24 protein-coding genes are annotated in these 22,065 nt (G+C 61.3%); 10 read left to right on the top strand and 14 right to left on the bottom strand.

Features of this window, described 5'->3' with window-relative positions; translation table 11 throughout:
• The first annotated feature begins 97 nt into the window (after positions 1 to 97).
• Positions 98 to 1,168: a hypothetical protein gene (locus tag AC1DNK_RS20645; RefSeq protein WP_477943107.1), complete on the top strand. Its 1,071-nt coding sequence runs from the start codon at positions 98 to 100 to the stop codon at positions 1,166 to 1,168.
• Positions 1,169 to 1,170: 2 nt separating this feature from the next.
• Here AC1DNK_RS20645 and AC1DNK_RS20640 read toward each other — a convergent pair whose 3' ends face one another.
• Positions 1,171 to 2,706, bottom strand: coding sequence for a sensor histidine kinase (locus AC1DNK_RS20640; RefSeq protein ID WP_112516042.1), 1,536 nt, complete (start codon positions 2,704 to 2,706; stop codon positions 1,171 to 1,173).
• A 105-nt stretch (positions 2,707 to 2,811) separates the two neighbouring features.
• Between AC1DNK_RS20640 and AC1DNK_RS20635 the strand changes: the two genes are divergently transcribed.
• The 3 genes from AC1DNK_RS20635 (at position 2,812) to AC1DNK_RS20625 (ending at position 4,530) form a co-directional block, all read left to right on the top strand.
• Positions 2,812 to 3,360 carry a thermonuclease family protein gene (locus tag AC1DNK_RS20635; protein WP_477943106.1) on the top strand — a complete coding sequence of 183 codons (549 nt, stop codon included), beginning with the start codon at positions 2,812 to 2,814 and terminating at the stop codon, positions 3,358 to 3,360.
• On the top strand, positions 3,351 to 3,974 hold the full coding sequence (locus tag AC1DNK_RS20630) for a uracil-DNA glycosylase family protein (RefSeq protein WP_477943105.1): 624 nt from the start codon (positions 3,351 to 3,353) through the stop codon (positions 3,972 to 3,974). The genes AC1DNK_RS20635 and AC1DNK_RS20630 overlap by 10 nt, the downstream gene beginning before the upstream one ends.
• Positions 3,975 to 4,041: 67 nt before the next feature.
• Entirely contained in the window at positions 4,042 to 4,530 is a 489-nt protein-coding gene (locus tag AC1DNK_RS20625; RefSeq protein WP_112387170.1) for an Lrp/AsnC family transcriptional regulator, read from the top strand.
• Positions 4,531 to 4,706: 176 nt separating this feature from the next.
• Here AC1DNK_RS20625 and AC1DNK_RS20620 read toward each other — a convergent pair whose 3' ends face one another.
• Complete coding sequence (locus AC1DNK_RS20620; RefSeq protein ID WP_112516045.1) at positions 4,707 to 5,576, bottom strand: NAD(P)-dependent oxidoreductase; 870 nt, start codon at positions 5,574 to 5,576, stop codon at positions 4,707 to 4,709.
• Between the two features lie 262 nt (positions 5,577 to 5,838).
• Here AC1DNK_RS20620 and AC1DNK_RS20615 point away from each other — a divergent pair, with 262 nt between their 5' ends.
• The 4 genes from AC1DNK_RS20615 to AC1DNK_RS20600 are packed head-to-tail and all read left to right on the top strand — an operon-like array spanning position 5,839 to position 9,695.
• Entirely contained in the window at positions 5,839 to 6,807 is a 969-nt protein-coding gene (locus AC1DNK_RS20615) for an aliphatic sulfonate ABC transporter substrate-binding protein (RefSeq protein ID WP_477943104.1), read from the top strand.
• Between the two features lie 26 nt (positions 6,808 to 6,833).
• Entirely contained in the window at positions 6,834 to 8,003 is a 1,170-nt protein-coding gene (gene ssuD / locus AC1DNK_RS20610; RefSeq protein WP_477943103.1) for an FMNH2-dependent alkanesulfonate monooxygenase, read from the top strand.
• A 23-nt stretch (positions 8,004 to 8,026) separates the two neighbouring features.
• A complete protein-coding gene (locus tag AC1DNK_RS20605) occupies positions 8,027 to 8,863 on the top strand; it encodes an ABC transporter permease subunit (RefSeq protein WP_477943102.1) in 837 nt (278 codons plus the stop codon).
• Between the two features lie 10 nt (positions 8,864 to 8,873).
• Positions 8,874 to 9,695 carry an ATP-binding cassette domain-containing protein gene (locus tag AC1DNK_RS20600; RefSeq protein WP_112516048.1) on the top strand — a complete coding sequence of 274 codons (822 nt, stop codon included), beginning with the start codon at positions 8,874 to 8,876 and terminating at the stop codon, positions 9,693 to 9,695.
• Positions 9,696 to 9,700: 5 nt separating this feature from the next.
• On the opposite strand, the gene AC1DNK_RS20595 is transcribed toward AC1DNK_RS20600, so the two are convergent.
• The 9 genes from AC1DNK_RS20595 to AC1DNK_RS20555 form a co-directional block, all read right to left on the bottom strand.
• Positions 9,701 to 10,177 (bottom strand): SRPBCC family protein, encoded by a 477-nt coding sequence (locus AC1DNK_RS20595; protein ID WP_112516049.1) that lies wholly within the window; start codon positions 10,175 to 10,177, stop codon positions 9,701 to 9,703.
• Positions 10,174 to 10,509, bottom strand: a complete 336-nt coding sequence (locus tag AC1DNK_RS20590) for a metalloregulator ArsR/SmtB family transcription factor (RefSeq protein ID WP_112516050.1) — start codon at positions 10,507 to 10,509, stop codon at positions 10,174 to 10,176. Before AC1DNK_RS20590 ends, AC1DNK_RS20595 begins: the two co-directional genes overlap by 4 nt.
• Complete coding sequence (locus tag AC1DNK_RS20585) at positions 10,506 to 11,198, bottom strand: glutathione S-transferase family protein (RefSeq protein WP_477943101.1); 693 nt, start codon at positions 11,196 to 11,198, stop codon at positions 10,506 to 10,508. The genes AC1DNK_RS20590 and AC1DNK_RS20585 overlap by 4 nt, the downstream gene beginning before the upstream one ends.
• Positions 11,199 to 11,290: 92 nt before the next feature.
• The gene (locus tag AC1DNK_RS20580) at positions 11,291 to 12,916 is read right to left on the bottom strand and encodes a hypothetical protein (RefSeq protein WP_477943100.1); all 1,626 of its coding nucleotides are present in this window, start codon (positions 12,914 to 12,916) and stop codon (positions 11,291 to 11,293) included.
• A gap of 162 nt (positions 12,917 to 13,078) precedes the next feature.
• Positions 13,079 to 13,891, bottom strand: a complete 813-nt coding sequence (locus tag AC1DNK_RS20575; RefSeq protein WP_112516052.1) for a methyltransferase domain-containing protein — start codon at positions 13,889 to 13,891, stop codon at positions 13,079 to 13,081.
• Positions 13,892 to 13,985: 94 nt separating this feature from the next.
• Positions 13,986 to 14,252, bottom strand: a complete 267-nt coding sequence (locus AC1DNK_RS20570) for an usg protein (protein ID WP_112387181.1) — start codon at positions 14,250 to 14,252, stop codon at positions 13,986 to 13,988.
• 161 nt (positions 14,253 to 14,413) lie between these two features.
• Positions 14,414 to 15,244, bottom strand: coding sequence for an ABC transporter permease (locus AC1DNK_RS20565; protein ID WP_477943099.1), 831 nt, complete (start codon positions 15,242 to 15,244; stop codon positions 14,414 to 14,416).
• A complete protein-coding gene (locus AC1DNK_RS20560) occupies positions 15,241 to 16,044 on the bottom strand; it encodes an ABC transporter permease (RefSeq protein ID WP_477943098.1) in 804 nt (267 codons plus the stop codon). The genes AC1DNK_RS20565 and AC1DNK_RS20560 overlap by 4 nt, the downstream gene beginning before the upstream one ends.
• A gap of 112 nt (positions 16,045 to 16,156) precedes the next feature.
• The gene (locus AC1DNK_RS20555; RefSeq protein WP_112387471.1) at positions 16,157 to 16,927 is read right to left on the bottom strand and encodes an ABC transporter substrate-binding protein; all 771 of its coding nucleotides are present in this window, start codon (positions 16,925 to 16,927) and stop codon (positions 16,157 to 16,159) included.
• 319 nt (positions 16,928 to 17,246) lie between these two features.
• Here AC1DNK_RS20555 and AC1DNK_RS20550 point away from each other — a divergent pair, with 319 nt between their 5' ends.
• Entirely contained in the window at positions 17,247 to 19,532 is a 2,286-nt protein-coding gene (locus AC1DNK_RS20550; protein WP_477943097.1) for an OmpA family protein, read from the top strand.
• A gap of 49 nt (positions 19,533 to 19,581) precedes the next feature.
• Here AC1DNK_RS20550 and mobB read toward each other — a convergent pair whose 3' ends face one another.
• From mobB to AC1DNK_RS20535, 3 genes are read right to left on the bottom strand one after another with little or no spacing between them, the layout of a single operon-like run.
• A complete protein-coding gene (mobB, locus tag AC1DNK_RS20545; RefSeq protein WP_477943096.1) occupies positions 19,582 to 20,103 on the bottom strand; it encodes a molybdopterin-guanine dinucleotide biosynthesis protein B in 522 nt (173 codons plus the stop codon).
• Positions 20,100 to 20,732 carry a molybdenum cofactor guanylyltransferase MobA gene (gene mobA, locus AC1DNK_RS20540; protein ID WP_477943095.1) on the bottom strand — a complete coding sequence of 211 codons (633 nt, stop codon included), beginning with the start codon at positions 20,730 to 20,732 and terminating at the stop codon, positions 20,100 to 20,102. Before mobA ends, mobB begins: the two co-directional genes overlap by 4 nt.
• Before the next feature lie 8 nt (positions 20,733 to 20,740).
• Positions 20,741 to 21,649, bottom strand: coding sequence for a DMT family transporter (locus AC1DNK_RS20535; RefSeq protein WP_112539287.1), 909 nt, complete (start codon positions 21,647 to 21,649; stop codon positions 20,741 to 20,743).
• 217 nt (positions 21,650 to 21,866) lie between these two features.
• Between AC1DNK_RS20535 and AC1DNK_RS20530 the strand changes: the two genes are divergently transcribed.
• Positions 21,867 to 22,058 carry a hypothetical protein gene (locus AC1DNK_RS20530; RefSeq protein ID WP_112387188.1) on the top strand — a complete coding sequence of 64 codons (192 nt, stop codon included), beginning with the start codon at positions 21,867 to 21,869 and terminating at the stop codon, positions 22,056 to 22,058.
• Positions 22,059 to 22,065 lie beyond the last annotated feature (7 nt).

Below are 22,065 nucleotides of genomic sequence, written 5' to 3'. Positions count from 1 at the left end.
TATTCAGGTCAACCCTTAAATATTAAGGTTGTATAAGCAATAATTGTACGTTTAGGTTGTTTTCGTTCTGCGCGACAGGTGCATACGGGGGCGACCATTGGCACATCTTCAGGCGAATTCGGTTCACCAGGTTGAAGGCGGCCAGAAGGCCAGAGACCTTGGCTATATGGGGCTGGCCGCGCTTGGCCTGACCTTTCTCTTCTTATGGCTGTCTCAACAGGGCGGCGTCTCGTCGGCGATCGGCATCGGCGGGCTTATCGTTGCTGCCTCCGCCGCCGTCGGCGGCGTCATGGGGTTCCTGTTTTCCGTGCCGCGTATCATGACGAAAGAGGCGCCTGCCGTTCCAACTGCGGATGTGAAGGCCGGCGCGGACGGCGGGAAATCGCCGCGGCGCGAGAGGTTGCTGGCGTCCAATACCAACCTGGAGCGAATTTCGGAATGGCTGACAACGATGCTGGTCGGCGTCGGGCTGACGCAGGTGGCGAGTCTGCCCTCGCATCTGAATTCATTTGCCGATTTTATCGACAAGCAGGCCGGTGGCCTCTTTGCCGGAGCCAATGCGCCGCTGCTGAATGCGGTCACCGTCTCGTCGCCTTTCCTGCTTGTCTTCGGGCTTATCGCCGGCTTCATATTCTTCTACCTCTACACGAGGATCTATCTGTCGCCGCTGTTCCAACAGGTGGAGATCCTGCTGGATAAGGATCCGGGTGAGCAGAAGCTCGGCGAGCAGACGACAAAGCAGATCGTCGATAGCGTGCCTGTCGAGGATCGAGACGCCTTTCTGTCATACCTGACGAGCAGTGACCGTCTGTCCGTCAATCAGGGGATCGAGATCATTTTCGACCTGCTCTACCAGCCCGGCGGCTATGAGCAGGCGATCGCGATCGGCACCAAGCTTGCGAGCACACCGGCCTCGAAGATCGCCCAGTTCTGGTTCCTGATGGCTGCGGCCTACGGGCAGAGGCATCGCGCACTGCGCGTCGGCGAGGCTGCTCCGGAAGAGTTGGCGAAGACGAAGAAGGCGGTGCTGAGTGCGGCAAAGCAGGCGATCCTGCTCGACCCGTCCTACAAGGAGAATCTGAGAAACCTGACGCGGCTGGATAGTATCGACAACGACCTGGGAGACTTCCGTGATGACCCGGCGTTCCTTGCGCTTCTCGCAGGCTGACGTTAGGCGAAGCTCTTGCGCTTACGGGACACGGCATGCGCTTCCTCGACAGCAGGAAGGCTCTGCAGGACGCGCTTGCCGGGCAGGATGGCGATGACTTCGGTGCCTTCGCGGAGTTTCGATTTCAGCACGAACTGGCCGTCGTGCTTGGCGAGGATCGCCTGGACGATCGGCAGGCCGAGGCCGGTGCCCTGTTCTGCGCTCTTGATGGCGATCGAGCCCTGACCGAAGGCAGAAAGCACGATCGGGATTTCCTCTTCGGGAATGCCGGGGCCGTTGTCCTTGATCGAGATATATTGGCCGCCACCGGCCGTCCAGCCGACCTTGACGTGGATCTCGCCACCCTGGGGCGTGAATTTCACGGCGTTGGAAAGAAGGTTGAGAACCACCTGGCGCATCGATTTCTCGTCGGCCCAGACGGAGGGAAGTTCCGGCTCGAATTGCTGGCTGATGGTGATGTTCTTGCCGCTGGCGCGCAGCTGCACCATGCCGATGCAATCCTCGGAAATATCGAGCAGCGAGATCGCCTCTTCGCTGAGCTCGTATTTTCCGGCTTCGATGCGGGAGAGGTCGAGGATCTCGTTGATCAGGTTCAGCAGATGCTGGCCGGAGCGGTGGATGTCGCCGGTATATTCCTTGTAGGTCGGGTTGTTGAGCGGGCCCATCACTTCCGACGACATGACTTCGGAAAAGCCGAGGATGGCGTTGAGCGGCGTGCGCAGCTCATGCGACATCGAGGCGAGGAAGCGGGACTTGGCAAGGTTTGCCTCTTCGGCGCGGCGGCGCGCTTCGTCCGACATCGACTTGGCAACTTCGAGCTCGGCGATCAGGTCGTCTTTTTCCGACTGGAAGGAGAGGATGCGCAGGTTCTGCTTAAACAGACGGTCGCTGATATAGCTGAAGAAGATAACGGTGGTGGTGAAGAGTGCCGTCAGGCTGAGTTCGAGGACGTCGCGGGAAATCCCGGCCTTGGCGGCGAGCGCTATGATCGCAGGCGTAAACGTGACGAGCACCGATGGCGCCAGCATGAAATTCGACATTGCCGTGACTGACAAGGCGATCAGCAGCGTCGCACCCTTGTAGAGAATGAAGCTCGAGGGCTCGCAGGCAGGGCAGCTCTGGAAGGCGAAAAAGGCCCAGGCAAGTCCGATCGGCAACTGGCCGGCGAGAAGCGCGCGGCGCCATTTGCGGGCGGATTCTGCCGTCATTTCCTGTTTGCGGGCGCGGCGGACGAGATAGACGTTGGCGGCATAGGCGACCAGCGTTGCGACCGCCCAGAAGAAGATCTGCGTGTCACCGGTAAAATAGATGCCGAGAGCGGCGATGATGATGACGAAGAGCGGCATCAGGGCGGCACCCTGCGTGAAGGCCGTCATATACATGCGCAGGACGTCGCGGTCGAAAGCTGCGGTCGAGGAATGGCCGGACTGCAAGCGCTCGCGTGTCTGCCGAACAGCCTTGGAAACGGGCTTGTTGCGGTGACTGCGGGACTTGTCGACGATAATCTTATCGGTCGATGTGCTGACGCCGTTACTCATTTGCACTTGAATACTTGATCCGCGGGTGTTTCCACCGTAACCGGCAAATCTTAAGAAGGTGTTTGCCATTTCTCTCAACGGTTTGTTTTTGAAGGAGGCGGAAGCGTGACGCGCGGCTTCAGGACGATACGCGACGGCGTGACTGCCTTTGCCATGCTGGCGCTGATCTGGCTGATCGCGGCCAAGCTCAACGATCAGCCGGAAACGGTGCATAGCGGCGCGTTTCATGCGGCGGACGGCGATAGTCTGGCGATCGGCGGCGAACGCATGCGGCTGAAAGGCATCGATGCGCCGGAGCTCGTGCAGAGCTGTGAGCGGAACGGCAGGCCGTGGTCATGTGGCCGGGAGGCCCGGGATGCGCTACAGCGGCTGGTCGTCGGCGCTGACACGCAATGCGGCGGGACCGAGCGCGACCAGTATCAACGGCTGCTGGTGATCTGCCGGAGCGGCACTCTCGACATCAATGGCGAGATGGTTCGAACCGGCATGGCCGTCTCCTATGGCGATTACCGGCGGCAGGAGGACGAGGCACGCGCCAGGCGTTCGGGTCTCTGGGCAGGGACATTCGAGCGGCCGCGGGACTTTCGCGATGACGAGAGACTGCATTCCGGCGGCATCGTCAGGATGATCGGGCAGGCGGTCGGATGGGAATGACGATCGAGACGTTGCATGGCGAGATTGCCGCCTGCCGCATCTGCCGGGATGCGCCGCTTGATCCGTCGAAACCTTTGCCGCATGAGCCGCGTCCTGTTGTCATCCTGTCGCAAACCGCGCGTGTGCTGATCGCGGGACAGGCGCCGGGCCTTCGCGTCCATGAAAGCGGCATTCCGTTCAACGATGCCTCCGGCGATCGGCTGCGCGACTGGCTGCAGGTCGGCCGCGAGACCTTTTACGATAAAAGCCGTTTTGCGATCGTGCCGATGGGCTTCTGTTTTCCGGGATATGACGAGAAAGGAAGCGATCTGCCGCCGCGCCGGGAATGTGCGCCTCAATGGCGAAATCAAGCGATGGATTTGATGCCGCAGATCGAGCTGATCCTGACTGTCGGCCAGTATGCGCAGGCCTGGCATATGGGCACGGCGCGGCAGGCCAACATGACTGATACGGTCAAGGCGTGGCGCGACACGCTGTTTTCGAACCGGTCACCCGCGGTCTTGCCGCTGCCGCATCCGAGCTGGCGCAACAGTGGCTGGCTGAAGCGCAATCCATGGTTCGAGGAAGAGTTGCTTCCAGTTCTTCGCAGTAGAATTAAACTGCTTATAAACTGAAACAAAATTCTTTTCCTGCGCCGGAATCGCGATATACAGAGAATATAATTCGAAAGGGCTTTCGCATATGGACCGTCTCGACCGTAAGATACTGCGCCTGCTGCAAGAAGATTCGACCCTGGCGGTCGCTGATCTCGCGAAGAAGGTCGGCCTTTCGACAACGCCTTGCTGGCGCCGTATCCAGAAGATGGAAGAAGATGGCGTCATCAAGCGCCGCGTTGCCATCCTCGACCCCGAGAAGGTCAACACCAAGGTCACGGTTTTCGTCTCGATCCGCACGGCGACGCATTCAATCGAATGGCTGAAGCGTTTCTCCGAGGTCGTTGTGGAATTCCCCGAAGTGGTCGAGTTCTACCGGATGAGCGGCGATGTCGATTATCTGCTGCGTGTCGTGGTGCCTGACATTGCCGCCTACGACGCCTTCTACAAGCGGATGATCGCCAAGATCGAGATCCGCGACGTGTCATCGGCCTTCGCGATGGAACAGATCAAGTATTCGACACAGCTGCCGCTCGACTACATGCTGCTCGACAGCGCCAAGTCCAACGAGGACTGAGTTATTTCAGGCGGGCGATGAACAGCATCGCTCGCCAGTTCGCGCACTGCATCATTGCCGATCCATCTCGCCGTCTTGCCGGAACCATCCGCAGGGCGGCGAGCCAGTTTTTAGCGCCTGCGAGTGGTAGGTCCTGCGCAGCGTGATCAAATCCGCTGCGCTGGACGGAGGCCCGATCATTTTTCCAGGCGGGCGAGCAGCGAGGACGTATCCCAGCGATTGCCGCCCATCGCCTGAACGTCGCCGTAGAACTGGTCGACCAGCGCGGTGACGGGCAGCTTGGCGCCGTTGCGGCGGGCTTCGGTCAGCACGATGTCGAGATCCTTGCGCATCCAGTCGATGGCGAAGCCGAAATCGTATTTGCCCTGGTTCATCGTTTTGTGGCGGTTTTCCATCTGCCAGGAGCCCGCAGCCCCCTTGGAGATGACATCGACAACCTTCTCGATGTCGAGGCCGGCGCGCTTGCCGAAATGGATGCCTTCGGCGAGACCCTGAACGACGCCGGCGATGCAGATCTGGTTGATCATCTTCGTCAGCTGGCCGGAACCGGCTGGTCCCATCAGGCCGACCATGCGCGCATAGGCGGCGATAACGGGCTTGGCCTTTTCGAAAACGGCTTCGTCGCCGCCGCACATGACGGTGAGCACGCCGTTTTCGGCACCGGCCTGGCCGCCGGAAACCGGTGCGTCGATGAAGTCGCAACCTTTGGCCTTGGCGGCTTCATCGAGTTCGCGGGCGACTTCGGCGCTGGCCGTCGTGTTGTCGATCAGGATCGCACCCTTCTTCATGCCTTCGAAAACGCCGCCCTTGCCCGTGGTCACCGAGCGGAGATCGTCGTCGTTGCCGACGCAGGTGAAGACGAAATCGGCACCGGCGACAGCTTCGGCCGGGGTTTGTGCGGAGGCGCCACCGAACTTGGCGACCCAATCGGCGGCCTTGGCGGCAGTGCGGTTATAGACCGTGACGTCGTGGCCGCCTTTCGTTTTCAGATGACCCGCCATCGGGAAACCCATGACGCCGAGACCGATGAAAGCGACTTTTGCCATATGCCAGATCCTTTTCGTGATGTGGGGGCATGCTTAGCGGAAACCGCCGTTGCTGAAAAGTCATCACGGGCAAGCGCGGTACGGCCCGCTGCCGGCTGCCGGGGAATAAAATTCTGCGGGATCGCCGGTTTGAGGTGAGGAAAGTTTCTGTTGGGACAAAACTCACAAATATAAATGTCGATCTAATTTATAGAGTTTCTCATTATCAGCCTTCACAACGCGCAGGCACGCCGTCCGCACTGCCGCCGAAAAGGGGAAAGCCATGATCTCACGCCGTCAGACCTTCGGTCTCCTTGGTGCGGCCGCCGCTGTAGCCGTGCTTCCGTCCATCAAGCCGGCGCGTGCCGCCGCAGCAACGGAGTTTCGCATCGGCTGGCAGAAGAATGGCGTGCTGGCGCTGGCCAAGCGCCGCGGGGCGCTGGAAGCGCGGCTTGCCGACAAGGGGATCACTGTCAGCTGGTCGGAATTCACGTCTGGACCGCCGTTGCTGGAGGCGCTTGGCGCCGGTGCCCTGGATTTCGGCGCCACCGGTGACGTTCCGCCGCTGTTTGCCCAGGCAGCCGGTGGCCATCTCTATTACGTCGGCACCTATCGCGGCAGCCCGGCCGGTTCCGCGATCCTGGTGCACAAGGATTCACCGATCCGGACGCTTGAGGATCTGAAGGGCAAGAAGCTGGCCTTCAAGCGCGGATCGAGCGCCCATAACGTTGCCGTCAAGGCGCTGCGCAAGGGTGGCCTCAAGGTCGAAAACGTGCAGGCGCTGGATCTGTCGCCGCCGGACGCCGCAGCCGCCTTCAAGACCGGCAGCATCGATGCCTGGTCGATCTGGGATCCCTATCTGGCTATTGCCGAAGCCGATCCGGATACGCGAATCCTTACGACGGCTGAAGGCCTCGTCGATTCCTACAGCTTCTTCCTGGCCAACCAGGATTTCACCGACAACAACGGCCAGGTGATCGTCGATGTGATCGACGAACTCGCCAAGGTCGGCAAGTCGGCGCAGGGCAAGCTCGACGAGACGGCCAAGGAGCTTTCCGAGATCACCGGAGTGCCTGCCGAGGTGACCCGGGTGACGCTCAGCCGTCCCGGCGCCGATCTCGGCGCGGTGACGACGATTACCGATGGCGCAGCCGCCTATCAGCAGGCATTGGCCGACGAGTTCTACGATCTGGGCATCGTGCCGAAGAAATTGACGACGGGCGACATCGTCTGGCGCCCGAAGGCGAGCTGATCCGTTTTTGAAGAAAGGTAGATTTCATGACTTCCAAACCAATCGATTTTCTCTGGTTCATCCCGACCTCAGGTGACGGCGCCTATCTCGGTTCGTCCGACCAGACGCGCGCGCCTGAAATCGGCTACATGACGCAGATCGCCCAGGCGGCCGACCGTCTCGGTTTTTCCGGCGTGTTGCTGCCGACCGGCGTTGCCTGCGAGGAATCTTTCGTCACGGCGGCGGCTCTTTCGCAGCATACCGAGAAGCTGAAGTTCCTGGTGGCGATCCGTCCCGGCACGGCATCTCCCGCCTATTACGCACGTCTGGCGACGACGCTCGACCGCGTATCGAACGGCCGCGTTCTACTCAACATCGTCGTCGGCGGCAGCCCCGCCGAATTGGCGGGTGACGGCATCTTCCTGCCGCATGACGAGCGCTACGACCATGCCAACGAGTTCTTTGATGTTTGGGAAGAGCTTCTCGAAAAGGGCGTCGCAAGCATCGACGGCAAGCATATCAAGGCGACCAATGCGCGCCTCGGTTTCCCGTCCTACCAGAACCCGCGTCCGCCGCTCTATTTCGGCGGCTCCTCCGATGCCGGGATCGATTTTGCGGTCGGCCGCGTCGACAAATATCTGACTTGGGGCGAACCGCCGGCACAAGTCGGCGAGAAGATCGAGCGCGTGCGTGCGGCTGCCGCGAAAGTGGGCCGCGAAGTCAGCTTCGGCATCCGCCTGCATTTCATCGTCCGCGAGACGGATGAGGAGGCATGGGCCGCTGCCGACCGGCTGATCTCCAAGCTCGATGATGCGACGATCGAGGAAGCGCAGGCGAGCTTCGCCAAAGAATCCGACTCCGTCGGCCAGGCTCGCATGGCAGCACTTCATAACGGCCGCCGTGACAATCTGGAGGTTTCTCCGAACCTCTGGGCCGGTGTCGGCTTGGTGCGCGCCGGTGCCGGAACGGCGCTCGTCGGCTCGCCGAAGACGGTTGCTGCGCGGCTTCGCGAATATCAGGAGCTCGGCATCGAGACGGTGATCGGCTCCGGTTATCCGCATCTCGAAGAAGCTTACCGTGTCGCCGAGCTGCTGTTCCCCGAACTCGGCCTTGGCCAGAGCGAGCAGCGTCACGGTCTCCGCAATGATTTTGGCTCGAAGCAGGTGTTCGGCGGCGGCAGCCATGGCGGCAACCTGAAGGTCGTGTCGGGCTCCTAAGACAGATAAGCGAGGAGAAGAGCATGTCGGTATTCGAAACGCCGCTCGCACGCGTTGCCACAGGGCAGGCAAGCAGCAAGGGCAGGGCGCTACCGCGGCTGCCGGACGGTTCCGCGCTGTTGCCATATCTCCTGCCGGTGACAATCGTCATCTGCTGGCAGATCGCTTCGTCGGCAGGGGTCATCTCCTCGCGCATCATGCCGTCTCCCGCCGATGTCGCCGTCGCCTTCTGGTCGACCACGACCTCGGGCCAGCTGCCGCATGACGTGCTGGTCAGCGCCGGGCGCGCCTTTGCCGGCCTGCTGGTTGGTGGCTCGATCGGCTTCCTGCTTGGCATCGCCAATGGCGTGTCGAAACTCTCCGAGCAGCTGACCGACACGACGCTGCAGATGCTGCGTACCATCCCGCATCTGGCGATGATCCCGCTTGTCATCCTGTGGTTCGGCATCGGCGAAGAGTCGAAGCTATTCCTGACGGCGCTCGGCGTGCTCTTCCCCGTCTATCTCAACACCTATCATGGCGTTCGCAATGTCGATCGCGACCTGATCGAGATGGGCAGGGTCTATGGGATGGGCAACTGGACGCTGTTCCGGAAGGTCATTTTTCCGGGCGCGCTGCCTTCGATCTTCGTCGGCCTGCGCTATGCGCTGGGCATCATGTGGCTGACGCTGATCGTTTCGGAATCGATCGCCGCCTCCTCAGGTATCGGCCATATGGCCAACAATGCCCGCGAATTCATGATGACGGATGTCGTGGTGCTGGCGCTTGTCATCTACGCTGTGCTCGGCAAGCTCGCCGATGTCGTGGCGCGGGCTCTGGAGCGGCGCACGCTCACCTGGAACCCGATCTATCAGAAGTAGGAGCGAGACGATGACCGTGATCAGCCATGAACGCTTCCGCGAACCTGTCGAGGCCGAATACGAGGCAGACATCGACGCCGCCCGGATTGCGCCGGGGACTGCTGCCGCGATCACCCTGACGGGGCTCGAGAAGAGCTTTGACGGCAACCGCGTCCTTCGCGGCATCAACCTGCATATCCCGGCCGGCCAGTTCATCGCCGTCATCGGCAAGAGCGGCTGCGGCAAGAGCACGCTGCTGCGCGTGCTGCTGGGCCTCGACCAGCCGACGGCGGGCAGCATTCGCTTCGAAAGCAGCAATGGCGAGGAAAGCCAGCCGAACGCTCGCATCGTCTTCCAGGAGCCGCGGCTGCTGCCATGGCTGAGCGTTGTCGAGAATGTAGCGGTCGGCCTTGGCGACGGCGTCGACAAGCGGCGGGCGCTTGCAGAATCGGCGGCCGTGCTGTCCGAAGTTCAGCTGGCGGAGAAGGCGAAGGAATGGCCTTCGCGGCTATCCGGCGGGCAGCGTCAGCGCGTGGCATTGGCGCGCGCGCTGGTGAGCAAGCCCGGCGTTCTGGCGCTGGACGAGCCGCTCGGCGCGCTCGATGCGCTGACCCGCATCAGCATGCAGGAACTGATCAACCGCGTCTGGCGCGAACTCGGCTTTACCACCGTGCTGGTGACCCATGACGTCAGCGAAGCTGTGCATCTGGCTGACCGCGTCATCGTGCTGGAAGAGGGACGGATCGCGCTTGATGTTGCGGTTCCCCATCCGCATCCGCGCCGTCATGGCAATCCGGAGCTCGCCGAACTCGAAGGCAAGCTGCTCGGCGCCATTCTGGGCACCGGCCGCTGAAAGCGTCAATGGGTGCCGCTGGCCTCGCGATCCAGGAAGGCCTCGAAATTGTCGAGGCCGATTTCCGTGCCCTGGCGGCGCAGGCCATCATCGGGATAGCCGTCGAGGAACACTACCTGCTCGGTAAACAGCATGCGGGTGCCCGCCGCTGACGGCTCGAAAGTGATGGTGGCAAGGGAGGCGGAGATGCGGGTCTCGCCGAGCTTCATCTCGTAGGCATAGACGATGCGGGCATTCTCGACGACATCGAGATAGTGAGCGTCATAGGCATGCAGCAATCCTTCGCCATCACTGGTGTGGTTGCGCTCGCTGCCGCCGGCGCGAAAATCCAGCCGGTATTCGATCGTCGCCCAGCCGTCATGGCAGGCAAACCAGGTCTGCTTCGATGCAGGATTGGCCCAGGCGCGAAAGGCGCGCTCGGGCTTCGCCTTCAGCTGACGCTCGATCGTGAAGGTCGTATGCGTTGCGGATGGCTGGGTCACGGTGTCGGTTCCTCTTCGGCAAGAAACTGGTCCAGGCGGTCGAAAGCAGCGTTCCACCCGGCCTTGCGCTCGCCGATCCAGCGCTCGAGTTCTGCCAGCCGTTCCTGCCGCAGATGGTAGGTGCGGACGCGGCCGGTCTTTTCAGATTGAACAAGGCCGCTGTCTTCCAGCACGTTCAGATGTTTTAAGACGGTCGGCAATGCCATCGTCAGGGGTTCGGCAAGTTCCGTCACCGATGCCGGGCCGCGGCCGAGGCGATCGATCATGCCGCGGCGGCTGCGATCCGAGAGCGCGTGGAACATCCGGTCGAGTGTGGCGGCTTCCATGATCATTCGGCAGGCATAGCCTTGCGGATCGTCTCGGGCAGCTGGTGCTTGTAGGGATAGAATTTGAAATAGGGCAGCGCCTCTTTCAATACCCGGGAAAAAGAGGGGCGCTCGACGAGCCGGCGGTAGTAGCCGGCAAGTTTCGGCCGTTCCGCACCGAAGGACACCAGTGTCTCGCTGTAGAAGAGCGCAGGGGCGGCAGCGCAATCGGCCATGGTGAAGGCATCGCCTGATATCCAGAGATTGCCTGCAAGCTGCCGCTCGATCATGTCATAGGCCATCTCAAGCGTGCCGCGGGCGTCGGCAACGCCCTGAGGATCGTTCGCATCGGCGGCGCGCATCGTGTCTGCGACGATCTTCTGCATCGGCGTCTGGACATAGAGATCGAAGAAGCGATCCCACAGGCGGACCTGCAGGGCGCGGTCCGGATCAACCGGGATCAGATGCGCTTCGCCGGGATAGTGCCGGTCGAGATATTCGATAATGATGCTGGTTTCGGGAATGGTGCTGTCACGCGCCTCATCCCTGAGGATCGGCATCTTGCCGACCGGCCAGTAGCGGAAGAGATCCGCCCGCGAACTTTCGTCCGAGAGATCGACGAGCCGATCTTCGAAGGGCGTGCTGTTCTCGTAAAGCGCGATCAGGACCTTGTGGCAGAAGGAGGCGAGCGGATGTCCGTAAAGCACGAGCGACATGAGGCGGCCTTTCAGCTGGGATAAAACTTTGCTGATTGGCTAAGTATCAGGATCGGGTGGTTGTGGCAAGGGATAGTTTGCTGATTGGGTAACTATTGCTTCGTCTCACTCGCTTCCTCTTTCTTTGATGGTGTATCCTCCTCGGAATCCAGCGTTCTCGATGCCGGACCCAGATCTTTGGACATCTCCAGCCAGATGCGCCGTAGCCGCCTTACATGCAGGTCGTCCGCAATCCAGCTCATCATGTGTTCGACACATCGAGTTGTCGTTTCCGGGTGGTTTGCGATAACTTCGCAGACCCAGCGGCAATAGTTCTCGATATTAGTCTGCTCGACGATGTAGCCTTTTGATGCTTTCGTCTTGACCTTATCGGCCGGTGACGTTTCCGGTGGTGACGGTGACGGTGACGGTGACGGTGATGTGGTCGTGTCCGTTGGAGTTGGGGGCGTTGAAGCGACAGAAGCTGTGGCCTGCGCACTGGTCGTCGCTTGGTCAGCAGGCTGCTCAATTGAAGGCGCCGATTTCAGCATGAATGGTTTCATGCCGCTGATCTTCGCAATCGTTCGCATTTCATCTGTCGCGGCAAACAGCAAACCGGCGAAAATTCTATCGAACTCGTCGGGATCGTTTTTCTTGGTATCCTTACGCTTGTAGCTCAACGCACGTTCCAGATCGAAAATGGTGCGGACATTCATCTGTCGCAGGAGCAGGAAGCGGTCCAGGCCGACTGTCTGGCATAGCTGTGCCTGACTGATCCAATCGACCGCCTGGAATATTTTGAACGGCGATTCGATATGCAGCAGGATCGGGTTATAGGTCGCGAGGTTCTGGACATCGTAGATTCCGCATTCTTCCAGCCGGAAGCGCGTGAAGTAGTCTATGCCGTCAATGACATCGAGAGGCGTTAGACGCGTCACGCTGTTGAAGCGGTCGTCATCCATCTTCACCCAGGAGATGATGGACTGCATGCGCAAGGCCAAAAATTTGGTCGCACTTTGAGGCAGGAGGCCGAGCAGGGGTGCCAAGGCGACCCAAGTCAGTGGAACTCCGCTCCCTGACGGCTGAGTCTTCGGCCCGGTCAAAAGCTCGGCCACGTCTCCGACGGGATCAGGGAATGTCCTGAAAAGAATGAGGACGAAGATGACCGATGCAAACATTTCGACCGTCTGCCAGATGAAAGTGTAGGCCGAGAGATCGAAAACGGCGAGGCTGCGAACGAATTGGCGGGCGGCGGCAACGAAGGCGCCGGCGAAGGCGAGAGCACCGATAATCTTGAGCGATTCCACGTCGCCGCTGCAACCAACTCCGCCCGCGCGTGTCGGTCCACACCAGACCGGCAGGCCTTTGGCCAGTACGTCGTAGAGCGCGGTGAAGCCGAAATAGCAAATGACGACAAGACCAAGCGACGACAGGAAAAGCCTGAGATCGCCGAGATTGCCGATCGTTCTGGAGGAGCGGATCGCCGTCTCGATCTCCTCCACCATTTTGTCGGCGTCCCATTTCCTGGTGTGGGAGGACGCTTTGGGTGTGATGAGATCGGCGATGTATTTCGATGCGACGAATTCCAGCGATGGGTTGCCGCCATCGCTGCCATCGTCGTGATGAACTTTGGTGGCGGGATAGGTGCCGATGAAGTCCGATATGGTTCTCAGCCGTCGGACGCGGATTTCGTTCCTGCTGTAGAGCAGGAGTATCGGTACGAAAAGCGCGAGCGCCATGGCCGAAAGCCGGACATCCGCAAAGAGGGCCACGATAAGGCCCCAAACATGATGCTGGTCCGAAATGCTCATCAAGAAAGCCCCCGATTTCCCGTCGAGAGCTTCTGGCCGTTGTCAGACGTTGTCTACCAACGATATGATCTCATAGATTGTATTCGGCGATCACCCAGCGAGCCGCGCAATCACCAGATGCCCCGGGCTCGGTTCACCTTCCTGCATGCGCACGTTGATCTCGGTCATTTCGACCAGCTCGAAGCCGGTCGCCGTCAGGCGGTCGCGGATATAAGTATCGGCGTGGAGGAAGCGCTGGTGCGGGCCGACGGCGTAGGGGCGGGTGTCGGCGGCGGGCAGGCTTTCGGACGAGAAGATGAAGAGGCCGCGCGGCGCCAGGTTTTCGGCGGCGCCGAAGAACAGCGGTTCGAGGGCGCCGAGATAGGGCAGAACGTCGGTGGCGGTGATCAGGTCGAAGGCGTCTTCGTCGTTGTCTTCGAGGAAATCCTCGGCCTCGGCGACGAACAGCGTCTCATAGAGATCCTTTTCATGGGCGATCTCGACCATGTTTTCGGAGAGATCGATGCCGGTCATGTCTTCGCAGAGATCGCGCAGCGTGCCGCCGGTCAGTCCGGTGCCGCAGCCCAGGTCGAGCAGGCGCTTGAAGGGACCGAGCTTCAGCTCCTGCAGGCGCTGGCGCACCATCATCGGCACATGATAGCCGAGCTGCTCGACGAGCACGTCTTCGAAGACTTCGGCATGCTGGTCGAACAGGGTCTCGACATAGGCGTCCGGCGCCTTTGCCGGCGTTTCGCCGCGGCCCATCGAGGCGATGCGGACGGCAGCACCGCCGTGGTCGTCGGGATCGATTGCAAGCACGTCTTCGTAAGCCTTGACGGCCGCATCGACATCACCTGCCTTTTCGAGGGCGAGCGCGCGGTTATAGGCTTCTGCCAGTGCGTCTTCGTCGATCTTCTTTGCCATTGCCGGTCCACCTTTTCGCTTTATGGATGCCTCTAAGGCGGCGAGGCGGCTTTGGCAATGGCAAGCGTGACGGTGATGGAACGCGGCGGGCCGCTCAGTGAATGATGAATTCGCCGCGTAGCGCGCGCCATTCGGTCGCCGAGATCAGCTTGCGGTGGATGTAGCGGACGGAGTGCAGCGGGCCGTCGAGCTTTTCCTGCCAGAACTTCAGGAAGCCGCGCATCTCCGGAAAATCCGGGGCGAGGTCGTATTCCTGCCAGAGATAGGTCTGCAGGATCGCCGGGTGATCCGGCATGCGATAGAGGATCTGGGCCGTCGTCAGGCCGTAACCCTGGAGCTGCTTTTCCATGTCCTTGGTCATGTCAGTCTCGCTTTCGTTCCCACTCCCGCTGATGAGCGGCAGTTAAAATGGAAACACGGCGTGGTTAACCGAAGATTGACACCAAGCGGGTAAAAGAACCATTCATTTTTGTTTGATTTCAATAGTTTGGCAGCATCGCATCGCGAGTGCTGCCAAAGCTGTCAGCGGATCAGATGCCTGGTCAGGCGGCGCTCGATCCAGTTCCAGAAATGGCGCAACGCTTCCACCATCGTCAGATAGAAGATCGCAGCCCAGAGATAGGTCTGGTAGTCGAAGGTGCGCGAGAAGGCGTAGCGGGTCTCGCCCATCAGGTCCAGGACGGTGATGATAGCGACGACCGCTGAGCCCTTGATCAGCAGGATGATTTCGTTGCCGTAGGGGCGGAGTGCGACGATCAGCGCCTGTGGCAGGATGATCTTGCGGAAGGATACTGCCTTGGACACGCCGAGTGAATCCGCCGCCTCATGCTGGCCCTTCGGCACGCTTTCGAGGGCGCCGCGCAAGATCTCGGCCTGATAGGCGGCGGTGTTGATGGTCATCGAGAACAGGCCGCAATACCAGGCATCGCGGAAGAACCACCAGAGGCCGACGGACTCGAGCTGCGGACGGAAGCCGCCGAGGCCGTAATAGATGAGGAAGAGCTGCGCCAGCAGCGGCGTGCCCCGAAAGACGTAGACGTAGCAATAGGCAAAGGTGCTGAGGATCCGGTTCTTCGACATTCTGGCGAAGGCCAGCGGCAGTGACAGGACAGCGCCGCAAACGACTGAGATCGCCACCAAGATGATCGTCGTCATCAGGCCGTGCAGGTAGCGCGGTCCGTAGCGGGTGAACTTGTCCGGATCCCAGCCGGCGACGACCATGTAGATCAGCGTTGCCGCGAGCGCCAGCCAGATGAGGACGAGAACCGTGCCGGTGACGCGCGCCGCCGAAAGCGGCTTGGCGATGTCTTTCGGCGCCGGCTGCGGCGGAATGAGGGTTTCTGCGACGCTCACCGGCGAACCTCCGAGCGCTTGGCCCAGCGTTCGATATAGCTGAGGCCGTAGGAGGAGATGACTGCAAGCACCAGATAGATGATGCAGGCGAGGAGATAGAAGAAGAAGGCTTCCTTGGTGACACGTACGGCAACGGCGGTCTGGCGCAGGATGTCGGCGAGCCCGATGATCGAGACGTAGGACGTATCCTTCAGCAGGATCATCCAGAGATTGGTCATGCCGGGAAGCGCAATGCGGATCAGCTGCGGCAGAACGATCAGCCGCAGGGTTCGGCCGCGGTGGAAGCCGAGCGCATCGCCTGCTTCGTACTGACCCTTCGGAATAGCGCGAAATGCCGAGAGAAGCACTTCGGAGCAATAGGCCGAGAAGACGACGGAAAGGGCGATCATGCCGGCGACAAAGGCGTTGATCTCGATCCGCTCGTCATAGCCGAAAGAGGCGAGCACCGACTGGATCAGGATCTGCATGCCGTAATAGATGATGAACAGCGTCAGCAGCTCGGGCAGGCCGCGGAAGATCGTGGTGTAGATGCCGGCGGCGAGCCGCACGGACTTCTCTTCCGACTGCTGGCCGAGTGCCACCAGAAAGCCGATCACCAGACCGACGGGTAGCGTCAATAGCGCGACGGCGACCGTGGTCTTCAGGCCGACGGCGATTTCATCGCCCCAGCCGGTATCGCCGCAGGCGAGGATCGTCGACTGGCCGAACCAGGTGAAAAGACCGGCAGGTCCGCATAGCGGATCGAAAACATACCCTATCCAGGCCCAGAGCGAGCCCAGCGCGGAAAACAATCCGCCCATCCACTTTTCCCCTCACGGCTTATGCCGTTTTGATCTTTAGCATGTTGTCAGACAAAAATGGCGGAAGAGCAAGCCTTCCGCCATCATCTTTACAGGTCAGTTACAGTTTTTCTCAATCGCCGTAAACGTTGAAATCGAAGTACTTGTCCTGAATTTCCTTGTACTTGCCGTTGGCGCGGATCGCGGCGATCGCGGTGTTCAGCTTGTCCTTCAGCGGGTCACCCTGGCGGACTGCGATACCGGCGCCGATGCCGTTGATTTCCTTGTCGACGGGAAGCGTGGTCAGGATCTTGCAGCAAGCGCCGGCGTCAGACTTGACCCACTGCGAGAGAACGACGACGTCGTCGATAACGGCGTCGATACGGCCGTTCGAAACGTCGAGCTTGTACTCGTCGGCGGTCGGGTAGAGCTTCAGCTCGGTGTCGGCCAGGTGCTTTTCAGCATAGTTGGCGTGGGTGGTCGAGGTCTGGGCGCCGATCGTCTTGCCCTTCAGGCCGGCGACGTCGGTGATCGTCGAATCCTTCGGCACGGCGATTGCCGGCGGGGTGTTGTAGTACTTGTTGGTGAAGTCGACGAGCTTCGAGCGCTCCGGCGTGATCGACATGGACGAAACGATCATGTCGAACTTCTTGGCCTGGAGAGCCGGGATGATGCCGTCCCAGTCGTTGCTGACGAAGGAGCATTCAGCCTTCATTTCAGCGCAGAGAGCCTTGGCGATGTCGATGTCGAAGCCCTTGATCTCGCCGCTGGCGTCGACGAATTCGAAAGGCGGGTAGGTGGAATCGGTACCGATCACGAGCTTCTCGCCATCGGCCATTGCCGAGCCGGCGAAGAGGGACAACGCTGCAAGCGACGCTGCGGCGAGGAGATTGGAGATACGCATAGAGATCCTCTCTGTTGGCGACCGCTGCGTCTTCTTTTTATCCGCCAGCGGCCAGAATGCGGCGGGCATGAGCACCGCCTTGACGCGATAATCAAACCTTTTTGGCGCAAATTGCAACTGGAATCCGCGCGCCTTTGTTGCGTCGCAAACTATGGCGAAGATGAACGGAGGCGGACCGAGGTGTTCATAGCGGGTTAATGGAGGTGTTCCTAAAAAACGCATGGAACAAATCCGGGCCTCGGAAATTTCGGTCCCGACTCAACATGCGGAGTGCGCGCAACAAGCACTCTGAAAAGCCAATAAGGAACGAGGAAACCCTATGGGAATGAAATCGAGATTGTTCGCCAGCGCTGCCTTTCCGCTGCTTTCGCTGACACTGGCCGTCACGCCGGTGCATGCGTCAGCGCTCGGCGGCACCGGCGCGGCGCAGTCGCCCCAGGCGATCAGCGGCTCGTATGAGGTTGCCCAGGATGCGCCTTCGGAAGATGAATTGCTGAAGAAGCGCCACAAGCAGCCGGAGGCCGAACAGCAGCAACAGCAGGAGGCTGCTCCGCAGGCCGAGCAGCAGCAGGAGGCGCCGAGCCGCAAGCAGCGCGAGGCCGCGCCGCAGGCCGAGGAAGCAGCCCCGCAGGCAGAACAGGCGCAGCCATCGGAAGAGCAGCAGCCGCGCCGCAAGAAGCGGGAAGCAGCCCCCGAGGCGGAGCAGGTTGCCCCTCAGGCCGAGCCGGCACAGCCCGCTGAAAACCAGGAACAGCCACGCCGCAAGAAGCGCGAGGCGGCTCCCGAAGCTCAACAGCAGGAGCAGGCAGCTCCGCAGGCAGAACCTACCGAACAGCCAGCCGAGAAGCCGCGCCGCAAGCGCGATCAGCAGCCTGCACAGCAGGAGGCCGCTCCGGTCCAGAATGAAGCCCAGCCTCAGGTAGAGCAGGCGAAGCCGGAAGTAGAAAAGGCAAAGCCAAAGGCCGAAGAAGCCAAGCCGCAGACAGAAGAGGCCAAGCCGCAGGCCGGTGAAGCGAAGCCTGCAGTAACCGAAGAGGCACAGCCCGATCAGCAGCGTCCGCGCAAGGGCGACAAGAAGCAGCAGGCGACCGAAGGCGAGCAGCATCAAGAGCCTGCCGCAAAGCCCGGCAAGAAGAATGCTCAGCAGGCCGAGCAGCCTGCCGAAGGCAAGACGCCTGTGCCGACGGAATCGCCAGCCCCCGATCAGGCACCCGTACCGGCCGAATCGCCGGTACCGGCAAAGCCGCCGGTTCCGGCAGAACCCGGCCAGGCGCAGAAGCCTGCAGTCGAAGGCCAGCCGCAGCAGGGTGAGCAGCAGCCGGCTCCCGGTCAGCAGCCCGGTGCCAATACTGCGGAACAGCCCGCCGTGAACGGTCAGCAGCCGGTGGCCGAGCAGGCAATCCCGGCACCTGAAAAGGTGACGCCGCAGGAGCTTGAGCGCCGCAAGCAGATCGCTGCCGATCCAAGCAAGAGCACTGAGACGGTGGTTCTGCCGGTCGAGAATGGTGCGGCCGTTCTCGATAGCGACAAGGATGCCGACCGTTCGGGCGGCCGTGACGGCCGCCGCCAGCGCGACAAGCAGCGTGCGGACGAGCAGCAGCCGGTCTTCGTGCCGAAGTCTGATGCTGATGCACAGCGCGCAGCTGGCGGCGAAGCCCGTCCGCCGGTCAAGATCGAAGCCGTTACCGCCGAGGAAGGCCGCCGGCTCGACCGCCGTCCGCAGTTCCAGCGTCCTGACGGCGCGCAGGTCGAAGGACGTGTCGGCGACGACAACCGCGTTCTGCTGCAGATCAACAACAATATCGTGGTGCGCAGCGACGACGACCGCCGCTTCATCCGCGATGGCGAACGGCCGATGTATGAGCAGCTGCCGCGTGACCGCTATCGCGAAACGATCGACCGCCCGGACGGCTATCGCATCGTGACGATCCGCAACCGCTATGGCGACATCATCCAGCGTTCGCGTGTCGATAGCCGCGGCCGTGAGTATGTCCTCTACTACTCGCCGGAGCTCTACGACAATCCGGATCAGGATTACTTCGAGGATCCGGGTGCAGATCTGCCGCCGATGCGTCTGCGGATCCCGGTTCGCGACTACATCATCGACACCAGCAGCGATCCGGATCGCGATTATTACGACTTCCTGCGCGAGCCACCGGTCGAGCCGGTCGAGCGAGTCTATTCGCTGAACGAAGTGAAGTATTCGGCTCGTATCCGCGACAAGGTGCGCCGTATCGACCTCGATACCATCACCTTCGCCACCGGCAGTGCCGAAATCCCGATGAGCCAGGCGCGCAGCCTGCGCAAGGTCGCGGATGCGCTAAACGAGGTGCTGCAGAAGGATCCGAGCGAGACCTTCCTGATCGAAGGTCACACGGATGCCGTCGGCTCCGATCAGAGCAATCTGGTTCTCTCGGACCAGCGCGCGGAATCGGTCGCCAACGTGCTGTCAGATGTCTATGGCATCCCGCCTGAAAACATGGCGACGCAGGGTTATGGCGAGCGCTACCTGAAGGTCAACACGGCCGGTCCGAACCAGGAAAACCGCCGCGTCACCATCCGCCGCGTCACGCCGCTGGTGCGTCCGGTCGCCTCCAACAACTGAGGCGGGGCCGATATCGAAATAAGAGCCGCCGGGCGACCGGCGGCTTTTTCTATGGCTGAAAGGCTGGAAGGCCGAGGGTTGCGGCGATGAAATCGGCGATCGCCAGCGTGTCGTCGAGGTCGAAGCGCGGCAGGGCCGTATCCGTGACGGGATGGTCGGCGGCGATGGCGCAGATATAAGGATCAGTGGGCGCCAGCGGCTCGCGCTTGGCGGCCTGCAGGCGGCGGGCCTCGATCTTCGGGATCTTTTCGTGCTTGTAGCCTTCGATCAGCACCAGGTCGCAAGGGGCGAGGCGAGCCAGTATCTCTTCAAAGGCGGGCTCTGGTTCGCCGCGCAGCTCGTGCATGATGGCATAGCGCGTACCCGAGACGATCGTCACCTCATGGGCGCCGGCCTGCCGGTGGCGGTAGCTGTCGGCGCCAACCTTGTCGATGTCGAAGTCATGATGGGCGTGCTTGATCGTGGAGATGCGATAGCCGCGGCGGGTGAACTCCTGGACGAGGCGCACGGCAAGTCCGGTTTTGCCGGAGTTCTTCCAGCCGGCGATGCCGAAGACCCGCGGGCAGCTCATGACGGCAGCGCCTGCAGCCAGCGCTCGGCCTCGATGAGATCGTCAGGGGTGTTGATGTTGAAAAAGGGATCGAGCATAGCGGCACGAGTCGGGCGGAGCGGAAATTGAACTTCCGCAACGTCGTGCCGTAACAGGAAGTCGCGGACACGGCGCTTTTCGTCGGTGACGATCCAGGATTCCAGGTCTGCCGCGAGCGCGACGGGCCACAGGCCGAAGACCGGGTGGCTGCGGCCTTCCGATGCGGCGATCGCGACCCTTTCCGGGTGATCGAGCGCACCGATGAAATCTGCTACCAGTTCGGCCGGGAAGAAGGGGCTGTCGATCGAGATGGTAACGACGTGGCTGACGCCTTCGAGCTTCGCCGCATAGGCCATGGCAGCGTGGATGCCTGCCATCGGTCCTGCCTTGCCGGGGATGATATCCGGAATGAAGGCGAGGCCACATTGCCGTTCGCTGCCGGCGTTGACGGCGATCGACGAGACCTGCTGCGAGAGCCGCGATATCGCGTGGTCGAGCAGCGTGCGGCCGCCGAGCCGGGCCGAGGCCTTGTCGGAGCCCATACGCGAGGAGCGTCCACCGGCGAGGATGACGCCCGGGATATTGGTCTTCTGCGGCGGGAAATCGGCCATGGTGGATCTCAGACTGGGCTTCTCGGTTCGGATTCCTGCGCCAGCGGTGCAACGCGGCGCTTGGCCTCACGATAGAACGTATAGAGGCCGGAGGCGATGACGATCGCCGCACCCGTCAGTGTCCAGGCATCCGGCAGTTCGGAGAAGAACAGGAAGCCGAGGAGGCCGGAAAAAATCAGGCTCGTGTAGCGGAAGGGCGCCACAAAGGAGACTTCGCCGGTCCGCATGGCCGTGATCACCGACTGGTAGCCGATCAGCACGAGAACAGAAGCGAGTAGCAGATGGGACAGCGCGGTCCATGTCGTCGGGTGCCAACCGCCAAGCGGCGGCATCAAGAGAGCGCCGAAGAAGGCGACCGAAATGGCGGTGACGACAGTCACCATCAGCGACGGAATTTCCGGATCGATCGAGCGTGTCGCAAGATCGCGTCCGGCTGTCGTCAAAACGCTGGCAACGCAGAGCAGGGCTGCCGGCGTAAAACCTTCCGGGCCGGGGCGGATGATGATCATCACCCCGATCAGACCGACGAGGATCGCTGACCAGCGGCGCCAGCCGACCGGCTCGTTGAAGAACAGCGCGGCGCCGAAAGTGACCACCAGCGGCAGCGATTGCAGGATCGCCGAGGCATTGGCGATCGGCATCATTCCGAGCGCCGTGATGTAGGTGACGGCAGCCAGCATCTCGCAGATGACGCGCAGGATGATGATCGGCTTCAGAATGATCGTCCAGGAGCGCAGGGCGCCCATCTTGCGGGCGATCAGATAGACCAGGACGCTGGTGAACAGGCCGCGGATGAACATGATCTGCCCTGCATTCATGTCACCGATCACCGATTTCGAGAGGGCGTCACTGGCCGAAAAACCGGCCATGGCCATGCTCATGAAAATGGCGCCCTGGGTATTGCGAGACCGCGGCATGCTAAGAGATTCCCGATAATGCTGAGGCCCTTTTAGAGGGGAAGAAGCGGGAATGAAATCGATTGCAAGTCACAGTCTGCATAAATCGATGGCGCAGTGCACAATAGGGCAGCAGTCCGTCGCCACGACGGCCGCTTGAACAAAAGCGGAGCGGTAGCGTTTCCCTTATGAGTGAAAGCGGCATGTCCGCGGCTTTCGAAAATCCAGGGAGATCATCATGCCGACCGAAATTCCAAACCCGGCCGAAACGCCCCGCGGCCCGACGCCGACACCCGGGATACCGGATCGTGTTCAGGAGAAGCCGCCGCTGACGCCGGCTCAGGATCCGGCCGACAACAAGAACCCCAACGACCCGACGCCGCCCAATCCGGCATTGCTGCCGATCGGCGATCCCGCAGGGGCGGCGTAGCGCAGGC

It is taken from the genome of Rhizobium sp. 01N424 (assembly GCF_056399485.1).
The sequence above is the reverse complement of the archived record's forward strand: the minus strand, read 5'-3'. Positions and strand labels throughout refer to the sequence as shown.

Excerpts from the sequence above, each read along its gene's own strand:
- AC1DNK_RS20640 (WP_112516042.1), bottom strand. The coding sequence starts at position 2,706 with ATGAGTAACGGCGTCAGCACATCGACCGATAAGATTATCGTCGACAAG.
- AC1DNK_RS20630 (WP_477943105.1), top strand. The coding sequence starts at position 3,351 with ATGGGAATGACGATCGAGACGTTGCATGGCGAGATTGCCGCCTGCCGC.
- AC1DNK_RS20625 (WP_112387170.1), top strand. The coding sequence starts at position 4,042 with ATGGACCGTCTCGACCGTAAGATACTGCGCCTGCTGCAAGAAGATTCG.
- AC1DNK_RS20620 (WP_112516045.1), bottom strand. The coding sequence starts at position 5,576 with ATGGCAAAAGTCGCTTTCATCGGTCTCGGCGTCATGGGTTTCCCGATG.
- AC1DNK_RS20615 (WP_477943104.1), top strand. The coding sequence starts at position 5,839 with ATGATCTCACGCCGTCAGACCTTCGGTCTCCTTGGTGCGGCCGCCGCT.
- ssuD (WP_477943103.1), top strand. The coding sequence starts at position 6,834 with ATGACTTCCAAACCAATCGATTTTCTCTGGTTCATCCCGACCTCAGGT.
- AC1DNK_RS20605 (WP_477943102.1), top strand. The coding sequence starts at position 8,027 with ATGTCGGTATTCGAAACGCCGCTCGCACGCGTTGCCACAGGGCAGGCA.
- AC1DNK_RS20600 (WP_112516048.1), top strand. The coding sequence starts at position 8,874 with ATGACCGTGATCAGCCATGAACGCTTCCGCGAACCTGTCGAGGCCGAA.
- AC1DNK_RS20590 (WP_112516050.1), bottom strand. The coding sequence starts at position 10,509 with ATGATCATGGAAGCCGCCACACTCGACCGGATGTTCCACGCGCTCTCG.
- AC1DNK_RS20585 (WP_477943101.1), bottom strand. The coding sequence starts at position 11,198 with ATGTCGCTCGTGCTTTACGGACATCCGCTCGCCTCCTTCTGCCACAAG.
- AC1DNK_RS20580 (WP_477943100.1), bottom strand. The coding sequence starts at position 12,916 with ATGGCGCTCGCGCTTTTCGTACCGATACTCCTGCTCTACAGCAGGAAC.
- AC1DNK_RS20575 (WP_112516052.1), bottom strand. The coding sequence starts at position 13,891 with ATGGCAAAGAAGATCGACGAAGACGCACTGGCAGAAGCCTATAACCGC.
- AC1DNK_RS20570 (WP_112387181.1), bottom strand. The coding sequence starts at position 14,252 with ATGACCAAGGACATGGAAAAGCAGCTCCAGGGTTACGGCCTGACGACG.
- AC1DNK_RS20560 (WP_477943098.1), bottom strand. The coding sequence starts at position 16,044 with ATGGGCGGATTGTTTTCCGCGCTGGGCTCGCTCTGGGCCTGGATAGGG.
- AC1DNK_RS20555 (WP_112387471.1), bottom strand. The coding sequence starts at position 16,927 with ATGCGTATCTCCAATCTCCTCGCCGCAGCGTCGCTTGCAGCGTTGTCC.
- AC1DNK_RS20550 (WP_477943097.1), top strand. The coding sequence starts at position 17,247 with ATGGGAATGAAATCGAGATTGTTCGCCAGCGCTGCCTTTCCGCTGCTT.
- mobB (WP_477943096.1), bottom strand. The coding sequence starts at position 20,103 with ATGAGCTGCCCGCGGGTCTTCGGCATCGCCGGCTGGAAGAACTCCGGC.
- mobA (WP_477943095.1), bottom strand. The coding sequence starts at position 20,732 with ATGGCCGATTTCCCGCCGCAGAAGACCAATATCCCGGGCGTCATCCTC.
- AC1DNK_RS20535 (WP_112539287.1), bottom strand. The coding sequence starts at position 21,649 with ATGCCGCGGTCTCGCAATACCCAGGGCGCCATTTTCATGAGCATGGCC.
- AC1DNK_RS20530 (WP_112387188.1), top strand. The coding sequence starts at position 21,867 with ATGCCGACCGAAATTCCAAACCCGGCCGAAACGCCCCGCGGCCCGACG.